Genomic DNA, 18988 nt, shown 5'->3' on the forward strand with positions numbered 1-18988 from the left:
TGGCACGGCAACGAGCCGCTTGTCCTTACCATGGCGACCCGTCCATCCGATAGGTATGGCAACAATGCGTCCGTCCGGACCCACGACGCCATGTGCATTGGGCCCAATGATGACCGCACGGCCATCATGCCCACTCTCGAGGTGACTTGGTGCTTTGACTTTTGCGTAGCGTAGCGGCCGGTTCGCGCTGCGACGGCTGCGAGGTGTATCGGTCATAACAATTCCTTTTAGGTGATCGCGGCCTGGCGACGGCAAGCCGGCGAGCGCCGCGTGTAAAATTGCGTTCGATCCAAGAAATCGTGACATCGACGCAGATCGCGCACGTTGCTGAAGCGGCCACCCTTGATCTCGCTGTTGCATTCGGCATAGTTGAGCGGCCTTCGGTCAGTCCCGAAGGTGAGGCGTCAGAACCTCGAAACACGAACGCCGGTCGAAAGTTACTTTCGGCCGGGTGGCCGTCACGCATGTCCAAGGTCCGCCTAAAGGTGGCGGCGCCTTGTGTTCGTGCAGGGTTCTGAACACCCGGCTTTGCCCGGCGCCTCTTTTCAACAGGGAGGCGACATGACCGGACTTTTTCAGAACAGAGCATCGCAGCGGCCGGTGCGCGCATTAGCCCTCAGCATTGTGGCGGCGAGCATAGCGCCGCCAGCGCATGCGCAGCAGGTTAATCCAACATCGATGTGCGACCAGCGCGAAGTGATGGAATCCTTCCGCAACACTGTTGGGGAATGGTCACGCCGACAAGTGATTTTGGTCAACTGGATGGAACGGAGCCACGGCCGCCCCGCCACTTGGTCGGTGCTCAACGCAAAGTTTTTAACCCATATACCAGCAGCGTCGGCCTCCAACCAAAATCGACACCATCAAGCATCGATTTGTCAGGCAGATTTTCGATACTCCACAGTCCCAGCGGCGACAGGTCCCGAGTTAGACGATCAATTTAGGATTAATAGCATTGTCTACAGGGCGACCCCGGCAGAACGAGGCGGCAGCCCAACCGTTGAAATCCTGAGTTTGCCTCAATCAATCAATACGCCCACGGATGCTGTCGCGATGGGAGAACGCATTACTCTTTCCAACATCTCTTTGTCTCGAATTTTCGAGAAAATGCGCGAAGACAGAGCTCAATCTAATCGACAGGCGCCATCCACCGCGCCGGCTAAGCCAGCCACCACTCATCCACAGGGCCGCCCTGGTAACGTCGTGAGCGCGATGACCGAGACATTTGGCCAATATAACAGAGAACTGGAAGCTGAAATGCGCAGGCAAGGCGCTGGCGATATCGTGGATGCCGAACGTTCAAGGCGGGCCGCACTGACGCCAAAAGACCGAGCGGCTGAAGATGCTTGGAACCTTGGTCCTCGCAAAGGCGAAACCATGTGCCGAGAAGAGCATGGCGTCACGCGCTGCAAAACCGGTCGCTAACGGATCGCAAGGGGGAGGCTAAAGCTCATGCCATTTATCGTATCACTCTATAAATATCTGATCTTCGGATTTTGCTTCATCATCTTGGTCGCCATCGTGCTTGGGCTCATGTTCGTGCTCAACAGTGGCAACGCAGGGATGGATGAGGTCACACCTTATGCGATCGCCACGGCCATCGCGGCGCTGATGATGCTCGTACTCAGCTTGGGCGCTATCGCTATCCTCATCTCGCTACACGATCGCCACCGCGAGATCGCAGAAGGCATCGACCGCGTCGCCGCCGCGCTCGAGCACTGGCAAGACAGAAGCGGACCTCAAGCGTGAGGAGGAGCAATGCGCATGTTGGTTGGGGGCTGGCATTCGTTGGAATGGCCATTGTTGTCGCCGTCTTCATTTATCTTGCTTTTAGTGCAGCCTCGTCAGTGCAGTCAGCCCCGGCAGCTTCGACCAATGACGCAATCGCGGAAGATGTCGATAATGGCTTGTTGGAGGCGCCGCCCTCAACAATCGAGTTGGACGCGGCCGAGGCAAGCGACGGGTCGCCGCCGAGCACCCTGCCTGCAAACATCCGCCAGTATCTCGTAGAGCGCTATTACAGTGAAACGGCCAACGAAAATGCTCAATGCGTTGGGGCCATCTGGTCATTCGAACCAGACGGCACGTTTGAGATAACGGCCGCGGATGATCGACAGATCACCCGAGGCCTATGGACCCTGAGCCGTGATCGCCTAGCGATGACCGAGATTTCTGTCACCGACATGGATAGCCAGACGATCAGGCCGGAAAGTGACGCTGAAATCAAGATCAGCTGGCATGACGGCATCCTCATCATGGGATCCATCGCGCTGTACTCGTGCCGTTTGTAGCCTTTGCTTCACTGCGACGCTCGTTGCCAGCCTGCGCGCTTGCGGGCTTTTGCCGAATGTCGGTCACAGCATATCATTAATAAGAACGCCGTTGAAGCAAATGGCAGCTAGGACTTTAATGTCCAAGGTAGCTGACACTCGACAATGTAAAATTAGCCGAAATATCAGGATAAAGGAAGTGAAAGACCTCCCCTTCGATGAGAGGGCGCCCGCTGATCGAAAGTGATGCAAAACGCTCTTTACTCGGTGTAGGAGCTTCCGCTGATGATCCGAAATCTAGGGCGCCACCCTTTTTCAGAATAAACGGCCAAACATCGTTCGAATTTGGATCGCCCCACCACCCAGCCGAAAGGATGTCCTCGTTCCAGCAATCATTTTCACGGACAGCTAGGTTAAGAGTGATGGTATCGAGCGGGGAACCGACGCACGTAAAAACTGCTTGAACGTACCGAGTGCTGGCTTTCGTACTGATTTCGACGTTACCCAATTTTCATCCCCCAAAATTTCGTCCTGTAGTGTGGATCGATAACTCAACACGGGACGACCATCGATATGGCCACTCTTTTGTCAACATGTTGCAGCCTGACCCGCCCCCTGCGTCGAAGCGACAACTTGCGAAACTGCGTTCCTAATGCGTAGGGAACAGATTTCAAAAACTCGGGGGGAAAATGAAACCGTGGATTTCTGCGTGGGAAGCGCTCACCAAATTACGTCACAACGAAATACACCAGGGCGAAAGTGGCATGTCGTCTCAGGAGGCGGAGACAAAGATCTTGCAGGCCCTTGTCAGCGGCCGCTTACGCGCGACCGCCCGCGTCATCGTGCAGGAGCATCATGACGGGACGCCTCCCAACTATCACGTCAAATCGGGGACTGAAACTCAGCTGATCTGCCATCCGAATGGTCCTCAAAACGAGTTTGCCATTTTTGATACAACGCTTCCTTTGGATTTCTTCGATGCTGAAAGCGGCTGGCAGCTTAAATTCAGCTCTTTTGAACTTGGGCGATTGATGTCTGTCAGGGCGAATGAGATCGGCGCAGGAGTCGAGGGCGGCAAACCTACTCATGTGGTCACGCGCCGTTATGTTGATGGGTTGCAAGTCAATGCAGCGAATCTCGAGCTTTTAATGGCACCCGCCGGACCTGTGACGATCGCACAAGAGGCGGCGTCTGACGGAAAAAAGAAAGGGCAGAAGCCCTTAGGAAGACCCATGCAGTCAGCCGATTGGATGGAATTCTGGCTTGTGATTTTGCGACTCCAGAAAGAAGGTAGGCTCGATCGCTCGAAGCTGGAACATAAAGAGGCGGTTCTCCGCATCGTCCAACACGAATTAAACTTTAAAGGGTTGAGTGAAACGACCTTGCGAGTACCCATTAGCGTCATTTGGGACAAGATCATGACCTGACGCCACCCAGAAGTAATTTTAATAATCTGTTTCTGAAATGGAAAACTCGAAGCTTCTGCCATCTCTCCATTCGTTCGCAGCATCCCGCTTCGGACGAATGGAGAAAATGAAAATGCCACCTAAGACAATCACAGTTGCCAAGTTTTGCCAGCTTTCAGGCATCGGCAAAACGCTGACCTACGACCTGATCAAAGACGGTCGTCTGCGAGTGCTCAAGATCAACCGACGCACCCTGATCACAATGGAAAGCGTCGACGCTCTGCTTGGGCAACCCTCCAACCCGTAAATGACAATGGCCAGCTGCATTAGCAGCTGTGCTTTCTTTGCGGTGCTCTCTCAAAAGACCGTCTGAGCGCCGCTTATCAACAGCTCTGAATCTACTCAACCGTGTGAATGCGTTCGCCCGGTGTGAGGAGAGCTGTAATTAAAGGACTATGAAGAATGTCTCGAATTCCCAGGTTGACTACATTTCAGGATGAGCTCGATGCGCCAATTAGTCATGTGACTGGTGACGCAGAATGAGCATGGATGATCTCCCTGAGCCGTCGATGCAGTATCGGCCTGACATCGCAGGCGACTGTAGTCGCTTTGAAACACCAGAAGAGTGCCGCCAAACTGATTACAGTCGGGCTGTATCCCTAATCAAAACCGCCAAGCGCCATCCCCACGAGGTAAATCCACGAGCCGCCATTCGCTTGGCTCGCATCCTGCAAGAAAACTGCGAAGGGACTCCGACGTTAGCCTCTCGACGCTTTATGAGAGATACTCGCATTCGCGTATGTGGCGCACTGTGGCAATTTATTGCCTCTGAAGGGATGACAGCGCGCGTTGCAACGATTGCTCCGAAGAGCTGGCGACTGTCTCCAGATGCATTGGTCACCCAGGCCCCTGAGAGGCTGCTTAGCCGCGTAAGATCCGATCTCTACAAGGTTGGGGCCAACTCTAAAGATTGCTGGATGATCGGCATATTGCACGGCGAATATGAAAGGTCGTCTCAAACCTTTCTCCCGCATCTGCATTTAGCAGCAAATCCCAAGATGATTGAGATGATCGACCGTCTTAGAAGCCTGCCCAATTACTCGGGATCTCCGATACACGACGAAGCGCAGACTCGGGTTCATCATCCGATTCAGGTAAAACGGAAGCCTCTGACAAATCTTCCAGTTCCGCTGACTTACTTAGCGAAATCTTACTGGCCGGCTCGAACTCAGTTCAAATCCGCCTCTGGAAAGTATCAGATCTCTACAGTTAAGCAAAAAATTCCTGAGCCATATCACTCGATGCTTCTGCTCTGGCTCGACCAATGGACAATGGACGACGTCACGCTGTTGATTGGCCTTCGCACGTCCAAAGCCGGCCTCATCCGAACTTCGCGCTAAACGAACGAGAACTCAGAAATGGTTAAATCAAGCTCAGTGGTCTCCAACGAGGCCATGGATCAGCACTTTTGCGTCAAAAATTCGACAACACTGCATGTGTGGTTGCCCGATCATCATGAGCGGCAACCGCTGTGCATCACACTGAACGCTGACCCTGGGGAAACTGGGGAAATCCAGGGAGGGCGGCGCCATGGCTGATGCCACCAATAAAATCGCTTTCCACGATGCGGAGGGGCGAACTGTTACAATCCTCGGATTAGCATCGGGGCCAGAGCGGTATTTCGAAATAACTTTTGACACGGACTCGGCCATCATCCCGCAATCGCTGTTTGCAACTGTTCGTAAGGATGGGGCGAGGGCTGAACTGACCGATCTAGGCATCAATGTGACAGATAACCGGACTTGGTCACAAATTTGCACGGCAGTGAACAAGATCACTGAGTATGTTCCACAAAAGTTGATCAAGGCTAGCGGTTGGAACGACAATCATTTCGTGTTTCCTGACGGCAAAATTGTGTCGCCGCGCGGACAGCCTCGAGGGAAGGTGATCTTTAGACCCGAGCACACTACTAAACGATGCCGAGGCTTTGTAAGAAACTGGCAGACTGCGGTAGCCCTCCCCCTGACCGGCCAAACCATACCGATGATCGCGGTCATGGCTGCGTTCGCCTCTCCACTTTTACGCCTAGTGGATATCGGCGGCAATTTTGGTCTCGAGATTTGGGGTGGGCCAGGGACAGGCAAGACGACATGCCAAAAGATTGCTGCATCGGTAATCGGAAGCCCTGCGGACCACCTTGATTTCAATGTGACAATGGCAGGTCTGGAAAATGAGATGCCGAGGTTCAATGACCTGCTCATGGTGATCGACGAAGCCAATTTGGCAGCGAAGGGGATGCAATTCTTGGAAGACCTTTCTTACAAAATGGCTAATGGGCGCCAGAAGAAAACGGCCTTCAATCGCAATTCCGCTGTCTACCGGTTCGTCTTCTTAACATCGGCAAATCAGCCTTTCTCGAAAACGATCGACCGTAACGCGATCACGGATGCCGCGCTGCAACGACTTCTGCCAATCCAGATACCTAGCGACAGTGAGTTTGGTGTCTTCGATTTCCTGCCGGCCAACATTACCAGCTCGAAGGAGCTTGCCACGGCCATAGAGGGAGCAATAGCCAAAAATTACGGCACTCCGATGAAGAAGTTCATCAAGCATTTAGTTAGAGCGAAGGCGGACAATCCCGACATTAAGCGACGCATACTCGATTTCGTGACCCAGTTTGAGGAGCGTGCTGGAGTCTTGGATACGGTTAGGGGTGGATCGCGCGCATCCTTCGCCTTCGGCCTGATGCGGGCTGCAGGTGAGTTAGCGAAAGAAGCCAACATATTGCCTCCGTCCTGGGATTGCCAAGCCGCGGCGCTATCCTGCTATCGTAACTATTTGCACCAGCTCTCTGCCCTGGTTCCTTTGGAGGCCGTGCTGACTGAAATCCTAGAAAGGCCAGAAACCTTGAGAGTAACTGCTGGCAGCCTGCCGTCCCTTAACGATCAGCAACTAGCTAAGGCAGGTGCTTTCGTGAAGGTTGGGTGCAAAGGCCTGGAGATAATGGTAACCGTCACGACAATGGACCGGCACATGCCGCAGTGGCACGCTCATCTCGTTCAACCGGACTTCGAGAAGTTCTATGTCCGCGATAGGGATCACCTTTGTAAGAAACGAAACGTCCGAAAGGGCCGCTCAGATCGCCTGCTTTGTTTTAAACTTCCTGCTGATCACAAAATCGCGATCAAATTTGGCGGGAACAGTATTTAGCCCAAGCATCCATGAGGTCGCGCCGCTTATCCAGGGCGCGACCTCTTCTATATGCCCGCTCGGTTGCTGACTGGATCGTGTGTGCGAGGGACATCTCGACTTCTTCGCGACCAAAGTTTGTCGTGTCCCCGGCCCAATCTCGGAAGGTCGAGCGAAAGCCGTGGACGGTGATGTCGGTCCTACCCATGCGCTTTAACAGCTGTGCCATCGACATGTCAGACATTGTCCCACCGCGCGGCGCTGGGAACACCAACTTATCCGCTATCACATCGTCAGGTTTCACGCTTCTGAGCACCGCCAAGGCTGAGGCACTCAGTGGCACCTGATGCGTTTCGCCAGCCTTCATTCTTTCTGCAGGCACCGTCCAAAGGGAATTTTCCAGGTCGACCTCGCCCCATGTCATGCCGCGCGTCTCGCCCGAACGAGCTGCAGTCAGAACTGTAAATTCAAGTGCACGCGCTGCCATAGCGGGGCGGCTTGCGAGCTCCGTCATAAATGCCGCAACTTGATTGTGCGACAGCGCCGCATGGTGGCGCACTTCGGTCTTGCTCCGCTTGGGCAGCAGCAGGTCTAGATGCCCCTTCCCTCTAGCTGGATTGTCTCCGTCGCGAAGACCTTGCGCTTTTGCCGCATCGAGGATCCGTTCAATGCGGCCACGAAGCCTGGAGGCTGTCTCGGCTTTGGACAACCAGATCGGCTTCAACACCTCCAGGACATGCTCCGCCTTGACCTCCCCTATCGGCAACTCGAACATCGGAGCCGCATAGGTAGTGAGGGTGCTTCGCCACTGCTGCCGATGCTTGGGATTCTTGAAGCCGTCCTCGATGGAGTCTAGAAGCTCGATGGCGAACGCCCCGAACGTCACCTCTGGCTTCTTGTCGACTTTGACGGCCTTGCGCGCAGCAATTGGATCGATGCCATCCAGATACTGAGATCGGGCGGCTGCTGCCTTTTCCCTGGCTTTGGCTAAGGAAACATCCTGCACTGAACCAAGGCCCATTTCTCTTCGCCGGCCATTCAGCCAGCAAACATAGAGCCAGGATCGTGTGCCCGAATTCCTCACGCGCAAATAGAGCCCGCCGCCATCCGAGTAGATGCCGGGCTTGATGATTCTCTCGACCTGTTTGACGTTCAATTTGTTTCGAGCACCCATGAGCTGAAGCGCTATGAGAGCCGGAGGGCGGGATCAAGTCATAAAATTGGTCATAAAACCGGTCGAGGTTTGAGGCGCTTTCCGACGAATGCCCGCGGACGCGCGCATCGGTATAATTCACAGAATTCCTTGGATTTTTGTATTCGCGATTGATCGGGAAAGATCGCTGAGGTTCAGGATCTGGCGGAGCGGGAGGGATTCGAACCCTCGATACGCTTTTGACGTATACTCACTTTCCAGGCGAGCGCCTTCGACCACTCGGCCACCGCTCCGCATGCACTGGAGCCGTGCGCCCTAGCGGGGTCGCACGGGTTTCGCAAGGTGCCTTCGCGCATCAACAGTGACGAAGCAATGCCGCCCGCCGATGGGCACCCCGGCTGGCCGGGTTTGGCAGATTTGCGCATGAAGAGCCGCGCGCGTCTCGTCCTCCCCCGCCCAGCCGGGAACCGCCGCCGGGCGCGAGACGTTAAAACCCCTGTCAGCCACAGGAGCCCATCATGATCCGTCTTGCCATCCTCAGCCTGCTTATCGCCGGTGCGGCCGCCCTGATGGGCTTTGGCGGCGTCGCGGGAGCGTTTGTCGGGATTGCGAAGGTGCTGTTCTTCATTGCCCTTGCGCTGTTCGGGATCTTCCTGGTGCTCGGCATCCTTGCTGGCCGCCGTATGTCCCGCGTGCTCGACTAAGCGGCGCGGTTATCGCCCGCCCAGGGCTTTCTGCCGGCGGCGCTGGACGGACGACCCCAGCCCGATGGCCTCACGATATTTGGCCACCGTGCGCCGCGCGATGTCGAAGCCGCGCTGACGTAGCAGATCGACCAGGGAGTCGTCAGAGAGGATCGCATTTGGCGGCTCGTCGGCGATCAACTGTTTGATGTGGCTCTTCACCGCCTCGGCCGATGCTGCTTCTCCGCCATCTGCTGCGGCGATCGCACTGGTGAAGAAGAATTTGAGCTCATAGGTCCCGCGCGGGCAGGACAGATATTTGTTGCTCGTCACCCGGCTGATCGTGGACTCGTGCAGCCCCACCGCTTCGGCCACCACACGCAGGGTGAGCGGCCGCAGATGGGCAACGCCGTGGCGGAAGAAGCCCTCCTGCCGCCGCAGGATTTCCTCGGTCACCCGTAGGATGGTGCGCTGGCGCTGGTCGAGCGCCTTGATGAGCCAGTTGGCACTGGCAAGGCAATCCGACACCCAAGCCCTGGACGTTTTGTCCCGCGCGCCGCTCGCCAATTGGTGATGATAGCGGCGATTGACGAGGATGCGCGGCAGCGTCGCACCGTTGATCTCCACGGACCAGCCATTACCCGCAGGCGCGATGAGCACATCCGGCACCACGGCTGCGGGCCGATCATTGGCGTAGCGCAAGCCGGGCTTGGGATCATAGCCGCGCAGCTCGCGGATCATGTCCGCCATATCCTCCTCATCCACCCCGCAAATCCGGCGCAGATGCGCGATCTGCCCTTTGGCGAGAACGTCGAGATTGGCGATCAGCGTCGCCATGGCCGGGTCATAGCGATCCACCTCTTTGGCTTGCAGGGCGATGCATTCGCTGAGGCTGCGCGCCGCGATGCCGGCGGGATCGAACCCTTGGATGACGGCCAGCACCGCCTCCACTTCTGCCAGCGGAACGCCCAGCCGGTAGGCGGTCTCCAGCAGATCGGCCTCCAGATAGCCGGCATCGTCGATCTGGCCGATCAGCTGCTCGGCGATCATCAGTGCCCGGCCGGAGAGCGCAGCACCGGCCTGGTGCATCAGATGCTCATAAAGGCCCTGCTCGGGCGCGGCGAAACTGTCGAAATCCGGTCCGTCCGCACCGAAGTCAGCGGAGGACCGGCCGGGGTCCACCCCGCCCGGCAGCGCGCGGTCGCCGGGGCCGTCATCGATGAAGGTCTCCGCACCGTGATCGACGTCCAGCGGCCCATCCGCCTCGCCGCTGCCCTTGCCGATCAGCACGTCGGCCGGAGCGTCGGGGCCCGATTGCGGTTCTACGCCGTCCGGAAGCTCGGCCTGCTCCCGCGCGGGCAGCGCGATGTCTGTGCCGGCTTCCAGCAGCGGATTGCGCTCCAGCTCGCCGCCGATGAATGCCTCAAGCTCCAGATTGGACAGCGCCAGCAGCTTGATCGCCTGCTGGAGCTGCGGCGTCATCACCAGCGACTGGCTTTGCCGAAGATCGAGGCGAGGCGCCATCGCCATGGGTGGTGCTGCCCCTCAGCCTGTCCGCGACCGGCCCGCCATCACAGCGAGAAACTCTCGCCTAGATAGAGGCGGCGGACATCGGCATTGGCGACCAGTTCAGCGGGGCTGCCGGCAAACAACACCTTGCCATCGTAGATGATGCAGGCGCGATCGACGATCTCCAGCGTCTCACGCACATTGTGATCGGTGATGAGCACGCCAATGCCGCGCGTCTTGAGATCCTTCACCAGATCGCGAATGTCCGCGATGGAGAGCGGGTCGATGCCGGCAAAGGGCTCATCAAGCAGCACGATGGACGGATTGGCTGCCAGCGCCCGCGCGATTTCGCAGCGCCGACGCTCACCGCCGGAGAGCGCCATGGCAGAACTCGCGCGCAGGCGGGCGAGGCCGAATTCCTCCAGCAGCGTCTCCAGCTTCTGTGCCCGCGCCGCCTTGTCCGGCTCGGCCAGTTCCAGCACCGAGAGAATGTTCTGCTCCACGGTCATGCCGCGGAAGATGGAGGTTTCCTGCGGGAGGTAGCCCAGCCCCAGAATGGCGCGGCGATACATGGGCAGGCCGGTGATATCGGTACCTTCCAGCAGGATGCGGCCCGAATCGGGCTTTACCAGACCCATTATGGAATAGAAGCAGGTCGTCTTGCCTGCGCCGTTCGGCCCGAGCAGCCCGACGACTTCGCCATGGCCGACCTCAAGGCTGACATCGGCGAGGACGGTGCGCTTGTCGTAGCTCTTGGCGATAGAAATGACCTGCAGGCGATGATCCTCCGCCGCGCCGGCGGGGTCGTCCGCGATTGCGGGATCGCGCATCGTGTCTGCCTCACTCATCGCCTTGTCCTCATTTCCAGATCATCCTGATCGCCGGCCCTGTCGAACCGACGCTCCTCCGCAGCTTCCACGATCTGGCAGGAAAATTGCATGGAGACCGAATCGTTCAAGGCAGCGAAAAAGGCAAGCTTTTTGGCGCCGCGTCCGGCCTTTTCCTACTGATCGCCGCTCTGGCGAACCTGGAACGTGCCGGAGACGCGACCACCCGACTGGGTGGTGCCCGGCGCGCCGCCTGCGGCAGAGCCATCCACCGTCGAGCGGCCACTGGCCAGATCGATGACGAGGCGCGAGCCGGTGAGGCGGTTGCCGCCCTGATTGAGCTGCACATTGCCGATCATGGTGATCAGCCGGCGATTGAGATCATAAATGGCGACCGAGCCACTGGCCCGCTCGTTGCCGCGCGTCACGACGACACCGCCCGAGGCGTCGAGTCGGTCGATCTCGATGCCGCCGGTGTTGTGATAGGCCACGGTAAGACGTTGCGCCGTCATGGTCATGCCGGCCTGCGTCACCTGCACATTGCCGGAGACGACGACGCGGTCGGCGCGATCCTGCACCTCGATACGGTCCGCCGAGAAATCGACCGGCGCGCGTGTATTGTGCCCCCGCAGAACCTGCGCATCGGCAACGCCGGCAATCGCGACCAGAGTGGACCCGGCCAGGGCGCCGGCAGCGACAAGAAGGAAGGGTCTGCGCATCGACATGCCCTTAGCGCCCGACCTGCTCCATGCGCAAGCGGGCGTTGCCCTCCAGCGTGACGGTGCGCCCCTCCAGATCGGCCTTAAGATGATCGGCGCGGAACGTGCCGGTCGGCATCCGCCCCTCGACATCGCCCCGGCTGCGCAAGTCCCGCTCCTGCAGTCGAATGTCGACATCGCGCGTGGTGAGCCGATAGCCATTGGCGCTCTGGAACTGGATCGGCCCGTTGACCGCGACCGTCTCATTCTCGATGTTGTAATTGCCTTGCCGCGCGGTGACGACGGCCCCGCCGCCTTCCATCTGCAACCGCGCCTCAAGCTCGTTGAGCTGCACGATCGGATCGCGCGAGGTTTTTTGCAGCGCAGAGCCGGCACGCAGCGAGAAGGGCCGGCCCTCGCCATCTTCGCCGCGATACAGCGCCTCGGTCACCTTCAACCGCTCGCTCGCAACATCGACCTTGTTCTTGTCGAGCACGAAGCTGACCTCGGTCTGGTGGGTGAACGGCGCCGCCAGCAGGAAGGCGCCCAGCACACCGGCAGAGATCGGCAATACCCGCTTGAGCAGGGTCACCAGCCTGTCGTGACTGCCGCCGGGCGCGGCCCAGCGCTGCAGCCGGCTGTGCTCGGCCCGGGCCAGCGCCGACGGCGCCAGCTCGTCCTCGGACCGGGACGTCCCGCGCAGGGCACGCCCTTTACGCATGGGCGAAAATATCTGTCTCCGGCCAGCCGGCGAGATCCAGCAGCGCCCGGTGTGGCAGGAAGTCGAAACAGGCCTGGGCGAGCGCGGTGCGCCCTTCCCGCTCCAGCCTTATGTCCAGTTCCGCCTTCAACTGGTGGAGAAAGCGCACGTCGGACGCGGCATAATCGCGCTGCGCCTCGCTCAGCACCGGGCCGCCCCAGTCGGAACTCTGCTGCTGCTTGCTGATGTCCATGCCCAGAAGCTCGCGGACCAGCTCCTTGAGGCCGTGGCGATCGGTATAGGTACGCACCATGCGCGAGGCGATCTTGGTGCAGTAGACCGGTGCCGCCAGCACGCCCAGATAATGCTGAAGCGCCGCGATGTCGAAGCGGCCGAAGTGGAAGAGCTTGAGTCGCGTGGGATCGGCGATCACCGCCCGCAGATTCGGCGCGGCATAGCTGCTCCCCGGCGAGAAGCGGACGAGATGCTCATCGCCCTGCCCATCGCTGATCTGCACGACGCACAGGCGGTCGCGCGGGGTGATCAGACCCATCGTCTCGGTATCGATGGCAACGGCGCCCGGCGCGAGCACATCGGCAGGCAGGTCTTCTTCATGAAAATAAACGGTCATGCCGCTCCTCTTAGCTGCATGACCGGGCCAGGGAAACCTCCGAAAAAGGCAAGACGGCAGAGCGCCTCCCCAGCGCTGCGGATCGGGCCGATGTTGCCCGGGAGCGGGATCGACGTTCAGCGCGGCAATTGCGCCAAAATCATTCGCGCTTTGCGAAAAAGGCCGCTATAGCGACGCTTGGCCGAGTGTGGCCTTGGTCGAGTCCCTGTGCATGTCGTCCGGCATGGGTGCGGATCGAGAGTGGACGAGCGAAAGTGATTAACAGGGCATGAGTTTTGATAGAGGGCGCCGCGGTCGCGGCAGGGACAAGCGGGACAGCTTCGGAGAACCCCAGTTCGACGCCTTTCCGGAATATGGTGGCAGCAGTTACGGTGGACCTCGCGGCGGCGGTGATCGCGGCGGCTTCGGCGGCGGCGGCGGTTTTGGCGATCGCGGCGGCTTCGGCGGCGGCGGTGGCGGCGGCTTCGGTGACCGCGGCGGTGGCGGCGGCGGCGGGTTCCGCAGCGGCGGCGGCGGTGGCGGCGGCTTCCGCGGCGGTGGTGGCGGCGGCGGCGGCCGTGGCGGTATGCCCGCGCAGGTCGTTGGCGAAGGCTCCGGCACGGTCAAGTTCTTCAATGCCCAGAAGGGCTTCGGCTTCATCGTCCGTGACGATGGCGCGGAAGACGTGTTCGTGCACATCAGCGCTGTCGAGCAGGCTGGCCTGACCGGCCTCGCCGAAGGGCAGCAGCTCAAGTTCACGCTGGTGGACCGTGGCGGCAAGATTTCCGCAACCGATCTGGTGATCGACGGCGAGCCGCTCCCGGTTCCCGAGCGCGCTGCAGACCGCGCACCGGCCGAGCAGCGTGGTGGACCGTCGCGTCAGCTCACGGGTGAGCGGGCCAGCGGCACGGTGAAGTTCTTCAACGCTATGAAGGGCTTCGGTTTCATCCAGCGCGATGACGGCCAGCCCGATGCGTTCGTGCACATCAGTGCTGTCGAGCGTGCCGGCATGGTTTCGCTGCAGGAAGGCGACCGTCTGGACTTCGAACTGGAAGTCGACCGTCGTGGCAAATACGCCGCCGTGAATCTCGAGCCCAAGTCCGAGTAACAGGCGACTCACTTCGCAAGAAAAAGGGCCGGGATGAAAATCCCGGCCCTTTTTGTGTGTCCATCGCCACAATTTCAGCGCGGCGATGGCTCAGTCCAAATGGATCAGCCGTTGCGGCTCGTTTCGAACAGGAACCACGCCCGCTGCTCGGCCTGATCGATCCAGTCGTCGATCAGCCCATCGGTTGCATTGTCGCCGGCGGCCTCGGCCAGTTCCTTGGCGGCACGCAGCGATTCCACCAGCGCCATATTGTCGGCCCGCAGCTCCGCCAGCATGTCCGCAGCGGAGACGAAGTCGTCATTGTTATCCTGAATGCTCTGCTTGCGGGCGATGTCGCCAATGGAGCGCAGCGCAGTGTTGCCGGTCTTGCGAATCCGCTCGGCGATCAGATCCGTCGTCGCAAGAATCTCGGCCGCCTGTTCGTCGAACATCAGGTGATAATCGCGGAAATGCGGGCCGGAGACATGCCAGTGGAAATTCTTGGTCTTGAGGTAAAGCGCATAGCTATCCGCCAGCAGGCCGTTCAGCGCGTCGGCGACGGCCTTGATGGCATTTCCCTTCAGGTCCGTGGGCGTCTTGAGCGCTTTGTCTGTCATGAAAGGCCTCCAATGGTTGATGTGTCTGACGTAAATTTCGGAACGTCGAACGTTCCCCACGCCCCGCTTATGCCAGATGGAACTCGGAATGACGAACAGATAGGCCCGCACAGATTGATCGACGAAATCAATCAACACTTATGCGCCGGCGCAATGAAGCGATCAGCGACACCCCCGCAGGGCGGCCGCGGCAAGGTAGACGCGCGCAGTCTGGGGCGCAGCCGAATCACCCTGGGCAGCGTCCCGCATGAGCGTGAGATAGGTCTGCGCGACCTGGCGGTGGCCGTTATAGGCCACCACCGACTCCAGCAGGCTGGCCAGTCCTTCCACCGCGGCAAAGTCATGCCGGCGCGCGAACAGCCGCAAATCTTCCAGCCGCTCGCACAGGGAGAAGAGGGACAGGCCCGTGCAAGCCCCCTCCAGTGCCTCGATGCGGCCAAGCATCTGATCGCGAACCAGACGGTCCGAGCCTTGATACATCCCGATTCTCCCATCTCGCCTTGTCCATCGCGAATCGGTTCTTGCCAGCCTCGCGAGTCAGGCTTGTGACAACGGCACCATAAGCGCCCATCGTTAAGCTTCGGTTTTGCAGCGAAGAGCGGCGACTGCGGCGACTCCTTCCCTTGACAAGGGCCGGCTTTTCCCGCATTGGCCGCCGCCGAACGGGTCTCGCCAGAGGCGGAGCCCGTCTTTTGCATGTATGTCAGCGCACCGCACCTGCCCGCAGGGAGGTCGCTCAATTATTTGAGGAATTGGCCATGGCGAAGCCCGCCACAGTGAAGATCAAGCTGGTCAGCACCGCTGACACGGGCTTCTTCTACGTGACCAAGAAGAACCCCCGCACGCAGACCGAGAAGTTCACCTTCCGCAAGTACGATCCCGTCGTGCGCAAGCATGTCGAGTTCAAGGAAGCCAAGATCAAGTAAGTGCCACGGCGGGCCTGTCGGTCCGCTCGCTCGTGCATGACGCTTCAGGCTCGGATCGCGCGATCCGGGCCTTTTTGCGTGCGGCAGCGTGACGATAAAGTGTGACGATGGCGCGCGAGGTAGCGCTCAGCTCGCCAGCGCAGTCGGCGCGATCAGCCCGTTGACGACGTTCATGAACATGAGCACCGAAATCGGCTTGGAGACGTAGGCATTCGCCCCTGCCTCCCGAATCCGCGCTTCATCGCCCGGGGCGGCATAGGCCGTCACAGCCATGATCGGCGTCTCTGTCAGAGCCGCGTCCGCGCGGAAGGAGGCGATGAGGTCCAGACCGTTCACATGCGGCAGCTGGATGTCCGTGATGATGAGATCGGGCTGGAAGGCGGATGCGCGGGCGAAGGCCTCCCGCCCGTCTCGCACCGGCTCTGTCTCATGCCCATGCGCGCGGAGCAGGTCGCAAAACAGCTTCATGTTGAGCTCATTGTCCTCGACAACCAATATGCGTTTTGACACGAACAGTCCTTATGCCGATGGACGAAGCCATTTTTGCAGCCGCGCAGGGGAGAACCTCCCGCTGCCCGGCATACAGGTGAACAATGCGGACCTATCCGATCCCTCAAGATGATGAAACCATGGCGCTGCGCCTCGTGGGATGGATTGTGGCTGATTCGGTCCGTGCCGAACGGATGCTCAGTCTCACCGGGCTGGAGCCGGATGCGCTGCGGCAAGCCCTAACCGATCCCGCCACGCTGGGTGCGCTGATGGATTTCGTCATCAATCACGAGCTGGACCTCCTGGCCTGCGCGGAAGCCCTGGAAGTCGCGCCGGCGGATCTCGTCGCCGCACGCGAGCGGCTCGGCCGATGAGCCGCCCGCTCATCATCAGCGATTGCGACGAAGTGCTCATGCACATGGTCGTCCCCTTCCGCGCTTGGCTGGAAGAGCAGCACGGCATCGACTTCAGCTTCTCCGGCGGCTTCGAGCGCGCGCTGCGCCACAAGACCAGCGGCGACCTGATCGAGCGCGAACTGGTCTGGACCCTGCTCGGCGCCTTCTTCGAGACGGAAATGCATCGTCAGACGCCAATTCGCGGCGCGGTGGAGGCGATGGCGCGAATCGCAAAGCGGGCGGACATCGTGATCGTCACCAACATCGGCGAGGAACGCGCGCAGGCCCGCGCCGACCAGATCCATGCGCACGGCCTCCCCTATCCGGTGATCGGCAATCGCGGCGGCAAGGGACCGGCGGTGCGCAAGCTGCTGGACGAGCGCAAGCCGGGCCTGAGCATCTTCATAGACGATCTGGGCGCCAATCATGTGTCCGTCGCGCGGGACGTGCCGGAATGCTGGCGGCTGCACATGGTCGGGGAGCCGGAATTCGCCCCCCATGTCGAGCCGGTGCGCGAGGCGCATGAGCGGATCGACGACTGGGACCGTGCCGAGGCATGGATCATGGCCCGCATTGACGAGTATGACGCGATTGCCACCGGGGCGTTGTCCTAGCCGGTCTTGACGCATCTGCGGGCTCATGCTCTGGCTCCGCCCATGAGCAAGATCGACCAACACCTCGCCGCGGAGAATATCTCCCTTCCGCAAGCCGCCGCCCCCGTCGCCGCTTATGTGGCTGCGGTGCAGACCGGCAACCTGCTGCACATCAGTGGCCAACTGCCCTTCGCGGCCGATGGCGCCCTCATGAAAGGCAAGATCGGCGGCGAGCGCGATCTCGATTGGGGCGTCGCGGCTGCAGAACGCTGCGCGCTGATGCTGGTGGCGCAGATGAAAGCGGCGCTGGGCGGCGATCTCGACCGGGTCGAGCGCATCGTGAAGCTCGGCGCCTTTGTCGCCAGCACCGCTGAGTTCACCGATCAACCCAAGGTCGCCAATGGCGCCTCGGAAATGATGGTCCGCATCTTCGGCGATGCCGGCCGCCACGCCCGCAGCGCCGTGAGCGTACCAGTGCTGCCGCTCGATGCGTCGGTGGAAATCGACGCCATCGTGCAGATTCGCGACTGAGCGCCTAGCGCCCGGCCCGCATCGTGGCGGCGTTGGGCGCGATGGACCTGCGGGCACTGGCAATTTCGCGCCGGACGTCCCATGTTCGGCCCGTGCTGCACGACGTCGCTCCGTTTCGCTCTCTGCCCACATTGGAGCACCGAGAGGCGCAGCCCTCATGAGCGACGCGCTGACTGTCCACCTCACCCAATCCGTCGCAGCGCTGGACAAGGCGCAGTGGGACGCATGCGCCGGCCCGGATAATCCCTTCGTCAGCCATGACTTCCTCTCCATCCTGGAAGAATCGGGCAGCGTCGGCCCGGGCACGGGCTGGTCGCCAGCGCCGATCACCATTCAGGACGGCCGTGGCACCCTGATCGCCGCAGCGCCGGCCTATCTCAAGGGGCATAGTCAGGGCGAATATGTGTTCGACCATGGCTGGGCGGACGCCTGGGAGCGCGCTGGCGGGCAATATTATCCCAAGCTGCAGATCGCCGCGCCCTTCTCCCCCGTGCCGGGGCCGCGCCTGCTGCTGCGCGACGCCAGCAAAGGCCCCTCGCTGATCGCGGGCATCGAGGCGGTGGTGGACCAGAATGAGCTGTCCTCCGCCCACGCGACCTTCATCACGCCGGAGGAATGCGCGCTGTATCGCGCGGCGGGGTGGCTCATCCGGCAGGGCAGCCAGTTCCACTGGGCCAATGAGGGTTATGCCAGCTTCGATGATTTTCTCGCCCGCCTCTCCAGCCGCCACCGCAAGGATCTGCGCAAGGAGCGCGCCAAGGCGCAGGCCGGGCTGGACATCCGGCACCTGACCGGCGACGCCATCGAGGAGCAACATTGGGATGCCTTCTGGGATTTCTACCAGGATACCGGCAGCCGCAAATGGGGCCGCCCCTATCTCACCCGCGCCTTCTTCTCGCTGCTCGGCGCGCGCATGGCGGACCGGGTCCTGCTGATCTTCGCCTATCGCGACGGACGGCCGATTGCCGGGGCGCTCAACCTCATCGGCGGCGATGCGCTGTACGGGCGTTACTGGGGTTGCAATGAGGAGGTGCCGTTCCTCCACTTCGAGCTTTGCTATTATCAGGCGATCGACGCCGCCATCGCGCGGGGCCTTGCCCGCGTCGAGGCCGGCGCACAGGGCGAGCACAAGCTCTCGCGCGGCTATCGGCCGGTGCCGACCTATTCAGCGCATTACATCCCGCATCCCGATTTCAGGCGCGCCGTGGCGGACTTCGTCGAGCGTGAGGCCGCCGCCGTCGCGGATGAACGCGAATGGCTGGATGAACGCGCGCCGTTCCGCAAGGGTGGAGACGCGGGCTAAAG

General features: G+C 60.4%; 23 protein-coding genes and 1 tRNA gene. 14 read left to right on the plus strand and 10 right to left on the minus strand.

What is annotated here, in order from left to right; translation table 11 throughout:
* The first annotated feature begins 561 nt into the window (after positions 1 to 561).
* From M2336_RS01475 to M2336_RS01505, 7 genes are all read left to right on the plus strand, one after another.
* On the plus strand, positions 562 to 1425 hold the full coding sequence (locus M2336_RS01475; protein ID WP_264573663.1) for a hypothetical protein: 864 nt from the start codon (positions 562 to 564) through the stop codon (positions 1423 to 1425).
* A 27-nt stretch (positions 1426 to 1452) separates the two neighbouring features.
* Positions 1453 to 1749: a hypothetical protein gene (locus M2336_RS01480; protein WP_264573664.1), complete on the plus strand. Its 297-nt coding sequence runs from the start codon at positions 1453 to 1455 to the stop codon at positions 1747 to 1749.
* A 44-nt stretch (positions 1750 to 1793) separates the two neighbouring features.
* Positions 1794 to 2291, plus strand: a complete 498-nt coding sequence (locus tag M2336_RS01485; RefSeq protein WP_264592511.1) for a hypothetical protein — start codon at positions 1794 to 1796, stop codon at positions 2289 to 2291.
* Between the two features lie 668 nt (positions 2292 to 2959).
* Positions 2960 to 3697: a hypothetical protein gene (locus M2336_RS01490; protein ID WP_264573666.1), complete on the plus strand. Its 738-nt coding sequence runs from the start codon at positions 2960 to 2962 to the stop codon at positions 3695 to 3697.
* Positions 3698 to 3809: 112 nt separating this feature from the next.
* Entirely contained in the window at positions 3810 to 3983 is a 174-nt protein-coding gene (locus M2336_RS01495) for a helix-turn-helix domain-containing protein (protein WP_264592512.1), read from the plus strand.
* Positions 3984 to 4215: 232 nt separating this feature from the next.
* Positions 4216 to 5076 carry a hypothetical protein gene (locus tag M2336_RS01500; protein ID WP_264573668.1) on the plus strand — a complete coding sequence of 287 codons (861 nt, stop codon included), beginning with the start codon at positions 4216 to 4218 and terminating at the stop codon, positions 5074 to 5076.
* Between the two features lie 190 nt (positions 5077 to 5266).
* Positions 5267 to 6886 carry a DUF927 domain-containing protein gene (locus tag M2336_RS01505; RefSeq protein ID WP_264573669.1) on the plus strand — a complete coding sequence of 540 codons (1620 nt, stop codon included), beginning with the start codon at positions 5267 to 5269 and terminating at the stop codon, positions 6884 to 6886.
* On the opposite strand, the gene M2336_RS01510 is transcribed toward M2336_RS01505, so the two are convergent.
* Together M2336_RS01510 and M2336_RS01515 are read right to left on the minus strand one after the other, a co-directional pair.
* Positions 6861 to 8021 (minus strand): tyrosine-type recombinase/integrase, encoded by a 1161-nt coding sequence (locus tag M2336_RS01510; RefSeq protein ID WP_264573670.1) that lies wholly within the window; start codon positions 8019 to 8021, stop codon positions 6861 to 6863. The genes M2336_RS01505 and M2336_RS01510 overlap by 26 nt on opposite strands.
* 199 nt (positions 8022 to 8220) lie before the next feature.
* A tRNA-Ser gene (locus M2336_RS01515) sits at positions 8221 to 8311 on the minus strand.
* 225 nt (positions 8312 to 8536) lie between these two features.
* On the opposite strand from M2336_RS01515, the gene M2336_RS01520 reads away from it, so the two are divergent.
* Positions 8537 to 8722 (plus strand): DUF1328 domain-containing protein, encoded by a 186-nt coding sequence (locus M2336_RS01520; RefSeq protein WP_264571939.1) that lies wholly within the window; start codon positions 8537 to 8539, stop codon positions 8720 to 8722.
* A gap of 9 nt (positions 8723 to 8731) precedes the next feature.
* Here the strand turns inward: M2336_RS01520 and rpoN are convergent, their stop codons facing one another.
* The 5 genes from rpoN to M2336_RS01545 form a co-directional block, all read right to left on the minus strand.
* Positions 8732 to 10231 carry an RNA polymerase factor sigma-54 gene (gene rpoN / locus M2336_RS01525; protein WP_264573714.1) on the minus strand — a complete coding sequence of 500 codons (1500 nt, stop codon included), beginning with the start codon at positions 10229 to 10231 and terminating at the stop codon, positions 8732 to 8734.
* 41 nt (positions 10232 to 10272) lie between these two features.
* The gene (gene lptB, locus M2336_RS01530) at positions 10273 to 11040 is read right to left on the minus strand and encodes an LPS export ABC transporter ATP-binding protein (protein WP_264574927.1); all 768 of its coding nucleotides are present in this window, start codon (positions 11038 to 11040) and stop codon (positions 10273 to 10275) included.
* A gap of 173 nt (positions 11041 to 11213) precedes the next feature.
* The gene (locus tag M2336_RS01535) at positions 11214 to 11756 is read right to left on the minus strand and encodes an LptA/OstA family protein (protein ID WP_264574928.1); all 543 of its coding nucleotides are present in this window, start codon (positions 11754 to 11756) and stop codon (positions 11214 to 11216) included.
* Positions 11757 to 11766: 10 nt separating this feature from the next.
* Positions 11767 to 12456 carry an LPS export ABC transporter periplasmic protein LptC gene (lptC, locus tag M2336_RS01540; protein WP_264573715.1) on the minus strand — a complete coding sequence of 230 codons (690 nt, stop codon included), beginning with the start codon at positions 12454 to 12456 and terminating at the stop codon, positions 11767 to 11769.
* Positions 12449 to 13066: a ribonuclease D gene (locus M2336_RS01545; protein ID WP_181558577.1), complete on the minus strand. Its 618-nt coding sequence runs from the start codon at positions 13064 to 13066 to the stop codon at positions 12449 to 12451. The genes lptC and M2336_RS01545 overlap by 8 nt, the downstream gene beginning before the upstream one ends.
* 268 nt (positions 13067 to 13334) lie before the next feature.
* On the opposite strand from M2336_RS01545, the gene M2336_RS17990 reads away from it, so the two are divergent.
* Complete coding sequence (locus tag M2336_RS17990) at positions 13335 to 14153, plus strand: cold-shock protein (RefSeq protein ID WP_319801314.1); 819 nt, start codon at positions 13335 to 13337, stop codon at positions 14151 to 14153.
* A 104-nt stretch (positions 14154 to 14257) separates the two neighbouring features.
* On the opposite strand, the gene M2336_RS01560 is transcribed toward M2336_RS17990, so the two are convergent.
* Positions 14258 to 14749, minus strand: coding sequence for a Dps family protein (locus M2336_RS01560; RefSeq protein WP_264592513.1), 492 nt, complete (start codon positions 14747 to 14749; stop codon positions 14258 to 14260).
* 162 nt (positions 14750 to 14911) lie between these two features.
* Positions 14912 to 15229, minus strand: a complete 318-nt coding sequence (locus M2336_RS01565) for a hypothetical protein (protein ID WP_181558574.1) — start codon at positions 15227 to 15229, stop codon at positions 14912 to 14914.
* A 278-nt stretch (positions 15230 to 15507) separates the two neighbouring features.
* Here M2336_RS01565 and rpmG point away from each other — a divergent pair, with 278 nt between their 5' ends.
* A complete protein-coding gene (gene rpmG / locus M2336_RS01570) occupies positions 15508 to 15675 on the plus strand; it encodes a 50S ribosomal protein L33 (protein WP_181558573.1) in 168 nt (55 codons plus the stop codon).
* A gap of 126 nt (positions 15676 to 15801) precedes the next feature.
* Here the strand turns inward: rpmG and M2336_RS01575 are convergent, their stop codons facing one another.
* A complete protein-coding gene (locus tag M2336_RS01575; RefSeq protein WP_264573716.1) occupies positions 15802 to 16185 on the minus strand; it encodes a response regulator in 384 nt (127 codons plus the stop codon).
* An 83-nt stretch (positions 16186 to 16268) separates the two neighbouring features.
* Between M2336_RS01575 and M2336_RS01580 the strand changes: the two genes are divergently transcribed.
* The 4 genes from M2336_RS01580 to M2336_RS01595 all read left to right on the plus strand — a co-directional run bounded on the left by M2336_RS01580 (position 16269) and on the right by M2336_RS01595 (position 18986).
* The gene (locus M2336_RS01580; protein WP_264573717.1) at positions 16269 to 16538 is read left to right on the plus strand and encodes a DUF3572 domain-containing protein; all 270 of its coding nucleotides are present in this window, start codon (positions 16269 to 16271) and stop codon (positions 16536 to 16538) included.
* A complete protein-coding gene (locus M2336_RS01585; protein ID WP_264573718.1) occupies positions 16535 to 17173 on the plus strand; it encodes an HAD family hydrolase in 639 nt (212 codons plus the stop codon). The genes M2336_RS01580 and M2336_RS01585 overlap by 4 nt, the downstream gene beginning before the upstream one ends.
* Before the next feature lie 42 nt (positions 17174 to 17215).
* A complete protein-coding gene (locus tag M2336_RS01590) occupies positions 17216 to 17683 on the plus strand; it encodes a RidA family protein (protein ID WP_264571932.1) in 468 nt (155 codons plus the stop codon).
* Positions 17684 to 17840: 157 nt separating this feature from the next.
* Positions 17841 to 18986: a GNAT family N-acetyltransferase gene (locus tag M2336_RS01595; protein WP_264573719.1), complete on the plus strand. Its 1146-nt coding sequence runs from the start codon at positions 17841 to 17843 to the stop codon at positions 18984 to 18986.
* The last annotated feature ends 2 nt before the right edge of the window (positions 18987 to 18988 follow it).

The sequence above is a fragment of the Sphingobium sp. B1D7B genome, from assembly GCF_025961965.1.
In the GTDB taxonomy this organism is placed as follows: Bacteria; Pseudomonadota; Alphaproteobacteria; order Sphingomonadales; family Sphingomonadaceae; genus Sphingobium.

Coding starts and splice junctions, on each gene's coding strand:
- M2336_RS17990 (WP_319801314.1), top strand. CDS start 13,335: ATGAGTTTTGATAGAGGGCGCCGCGGTCGCGGCAGGGACAAGCGGGAC.
- M2336_RS01560 (WP_264592513.1), bottom strand. CDS start 14,749: ATGACAGACAAAGCGCTCAAGACGCCCACGGACCTGAAGGGAAATGCC.
- M2336_RS01595 (WP_264573719.1), top strand. CDS start 17,841: ATGAGCGACGCGCTGACTGTCCACCTCACCCAATCCGTCGCAGCGCTG.
- M2336_RS01545 (WP_181558577.1), bottom strand. CDS start 13,066: ATGACCGTTTATTTTCATGAAGAAGACCTGCCTGCCGATGTGCTCGCG.
- lptC (WP_264573715.1), bottom strand. CDS start 12,456: ATGCGTAAAGGGCGTGCCCTGCGCGGGACGTCCCGGTCCGAGGACGAG.
- M2336_RS01520 (WP_264571939.1), top strand. CDS start 8,537: ATGATCCGTCTTGCCATCCTCAGCCTGCTTATCGCCGGTGCGGCCGCC.
- M2336_RS01480 (WP_264573664.1), top strand. CDS start 1,453: ATGCCATTTATCGTATCACTCTATAAATATCTGATCTTCGGATTTTGC.
- M2336_RS01500 (WP_264573668.1), top strand. CDS start 4,216: ATGAGCATGGATGATCTCCCTGAGCCGTCGATGCAGTATCGGCCTGAC.
- M2336_RS01585 (WP_264573718.1), top strand. CDS start 16,535: ATGAGCCGCCCGCTCATCATCAGCGATTGCGACGAAGTGCTCATGCAC.
- M2336_RS01475 (WP_264573663.1), top strand. CDS start 562: ATGACCGGACTTTTTCAGAACAGAGCATCGCAGCGGCCGGTGCGCGCA.
- M2336_RS01580 (WP_264573717.1), top strand. CDS start 16,269: ATGCGGACCTATCCGATCCCTCAAGATGATGAAACCATGGCGCTGCGC.
- M2336_RS01485 (WP_264592511.1), top strand. CDS start 1,794: ATGGCCATTGTTGTCGCCGTCTTCATTTATCTTGCTTTTAGTGCAGCC.
- M2336_RS01505 (WP_264573669.1), top strand. CDS start 5,267: ATGGCTGATGCCACCAATAAAATCGCTTTCCACGATGCGGAGGGGCGA.
- lptB (WP_264574927.1), bottom strand. CDS start 11,040: ATGCGCGATCCCGCAATCGCGGACGACCCCGCCGGCGCGGCGGAGGAT.
- M2336_RS01565 (WP_181558574.1), bottom strand. CDS start 15,229: ATGTATCAAGGCTCGGACCGTCTGGTTCGCGATCAGATGCTTGGCCGC.
- M2336_RS01590 (WP_264571932.1), top strand. CDS start 17,216: ATGAGCAAGATCGACCAACACCTCGCCGCGGAGAATATCTCCCTTCCG.
- M2336_RS01495 (WP_264592512.1), top strand. CDS start 3,810: ATGCCACCTAAGACAATCACAGTTGCCAAGTTTTGCCAGCTTTCAGGC.
- rpoN (WP_264573714.1), bottom strand. CDS start 10,231: ATGGCGATGGCGCCTCGCCTCGATCTTCGGCAAAGCCAGTCGCTGGTG.
- M2336_RS01535 (WP_264574928.1), bottom strand. CDS start 11,756: ATGCGCAGACCCTTCCTTCTTGTCGCTGCCGGCGCCCTGGCCGGGTCC.
- rpmG (WP_181558573.1), top strand. CDS start 15,508: ATGGCGAAGCCCGCCACAGTGAAGATCAAGCTGGTCAGCACCGCTGAC.
- M2336_RS01490 (WP_264573666.1), top strand. CDS start 2,960: ATGAAACCGTGGATTTCTGCGTGGGAAGCGCTCACCAAATTACGTCAC.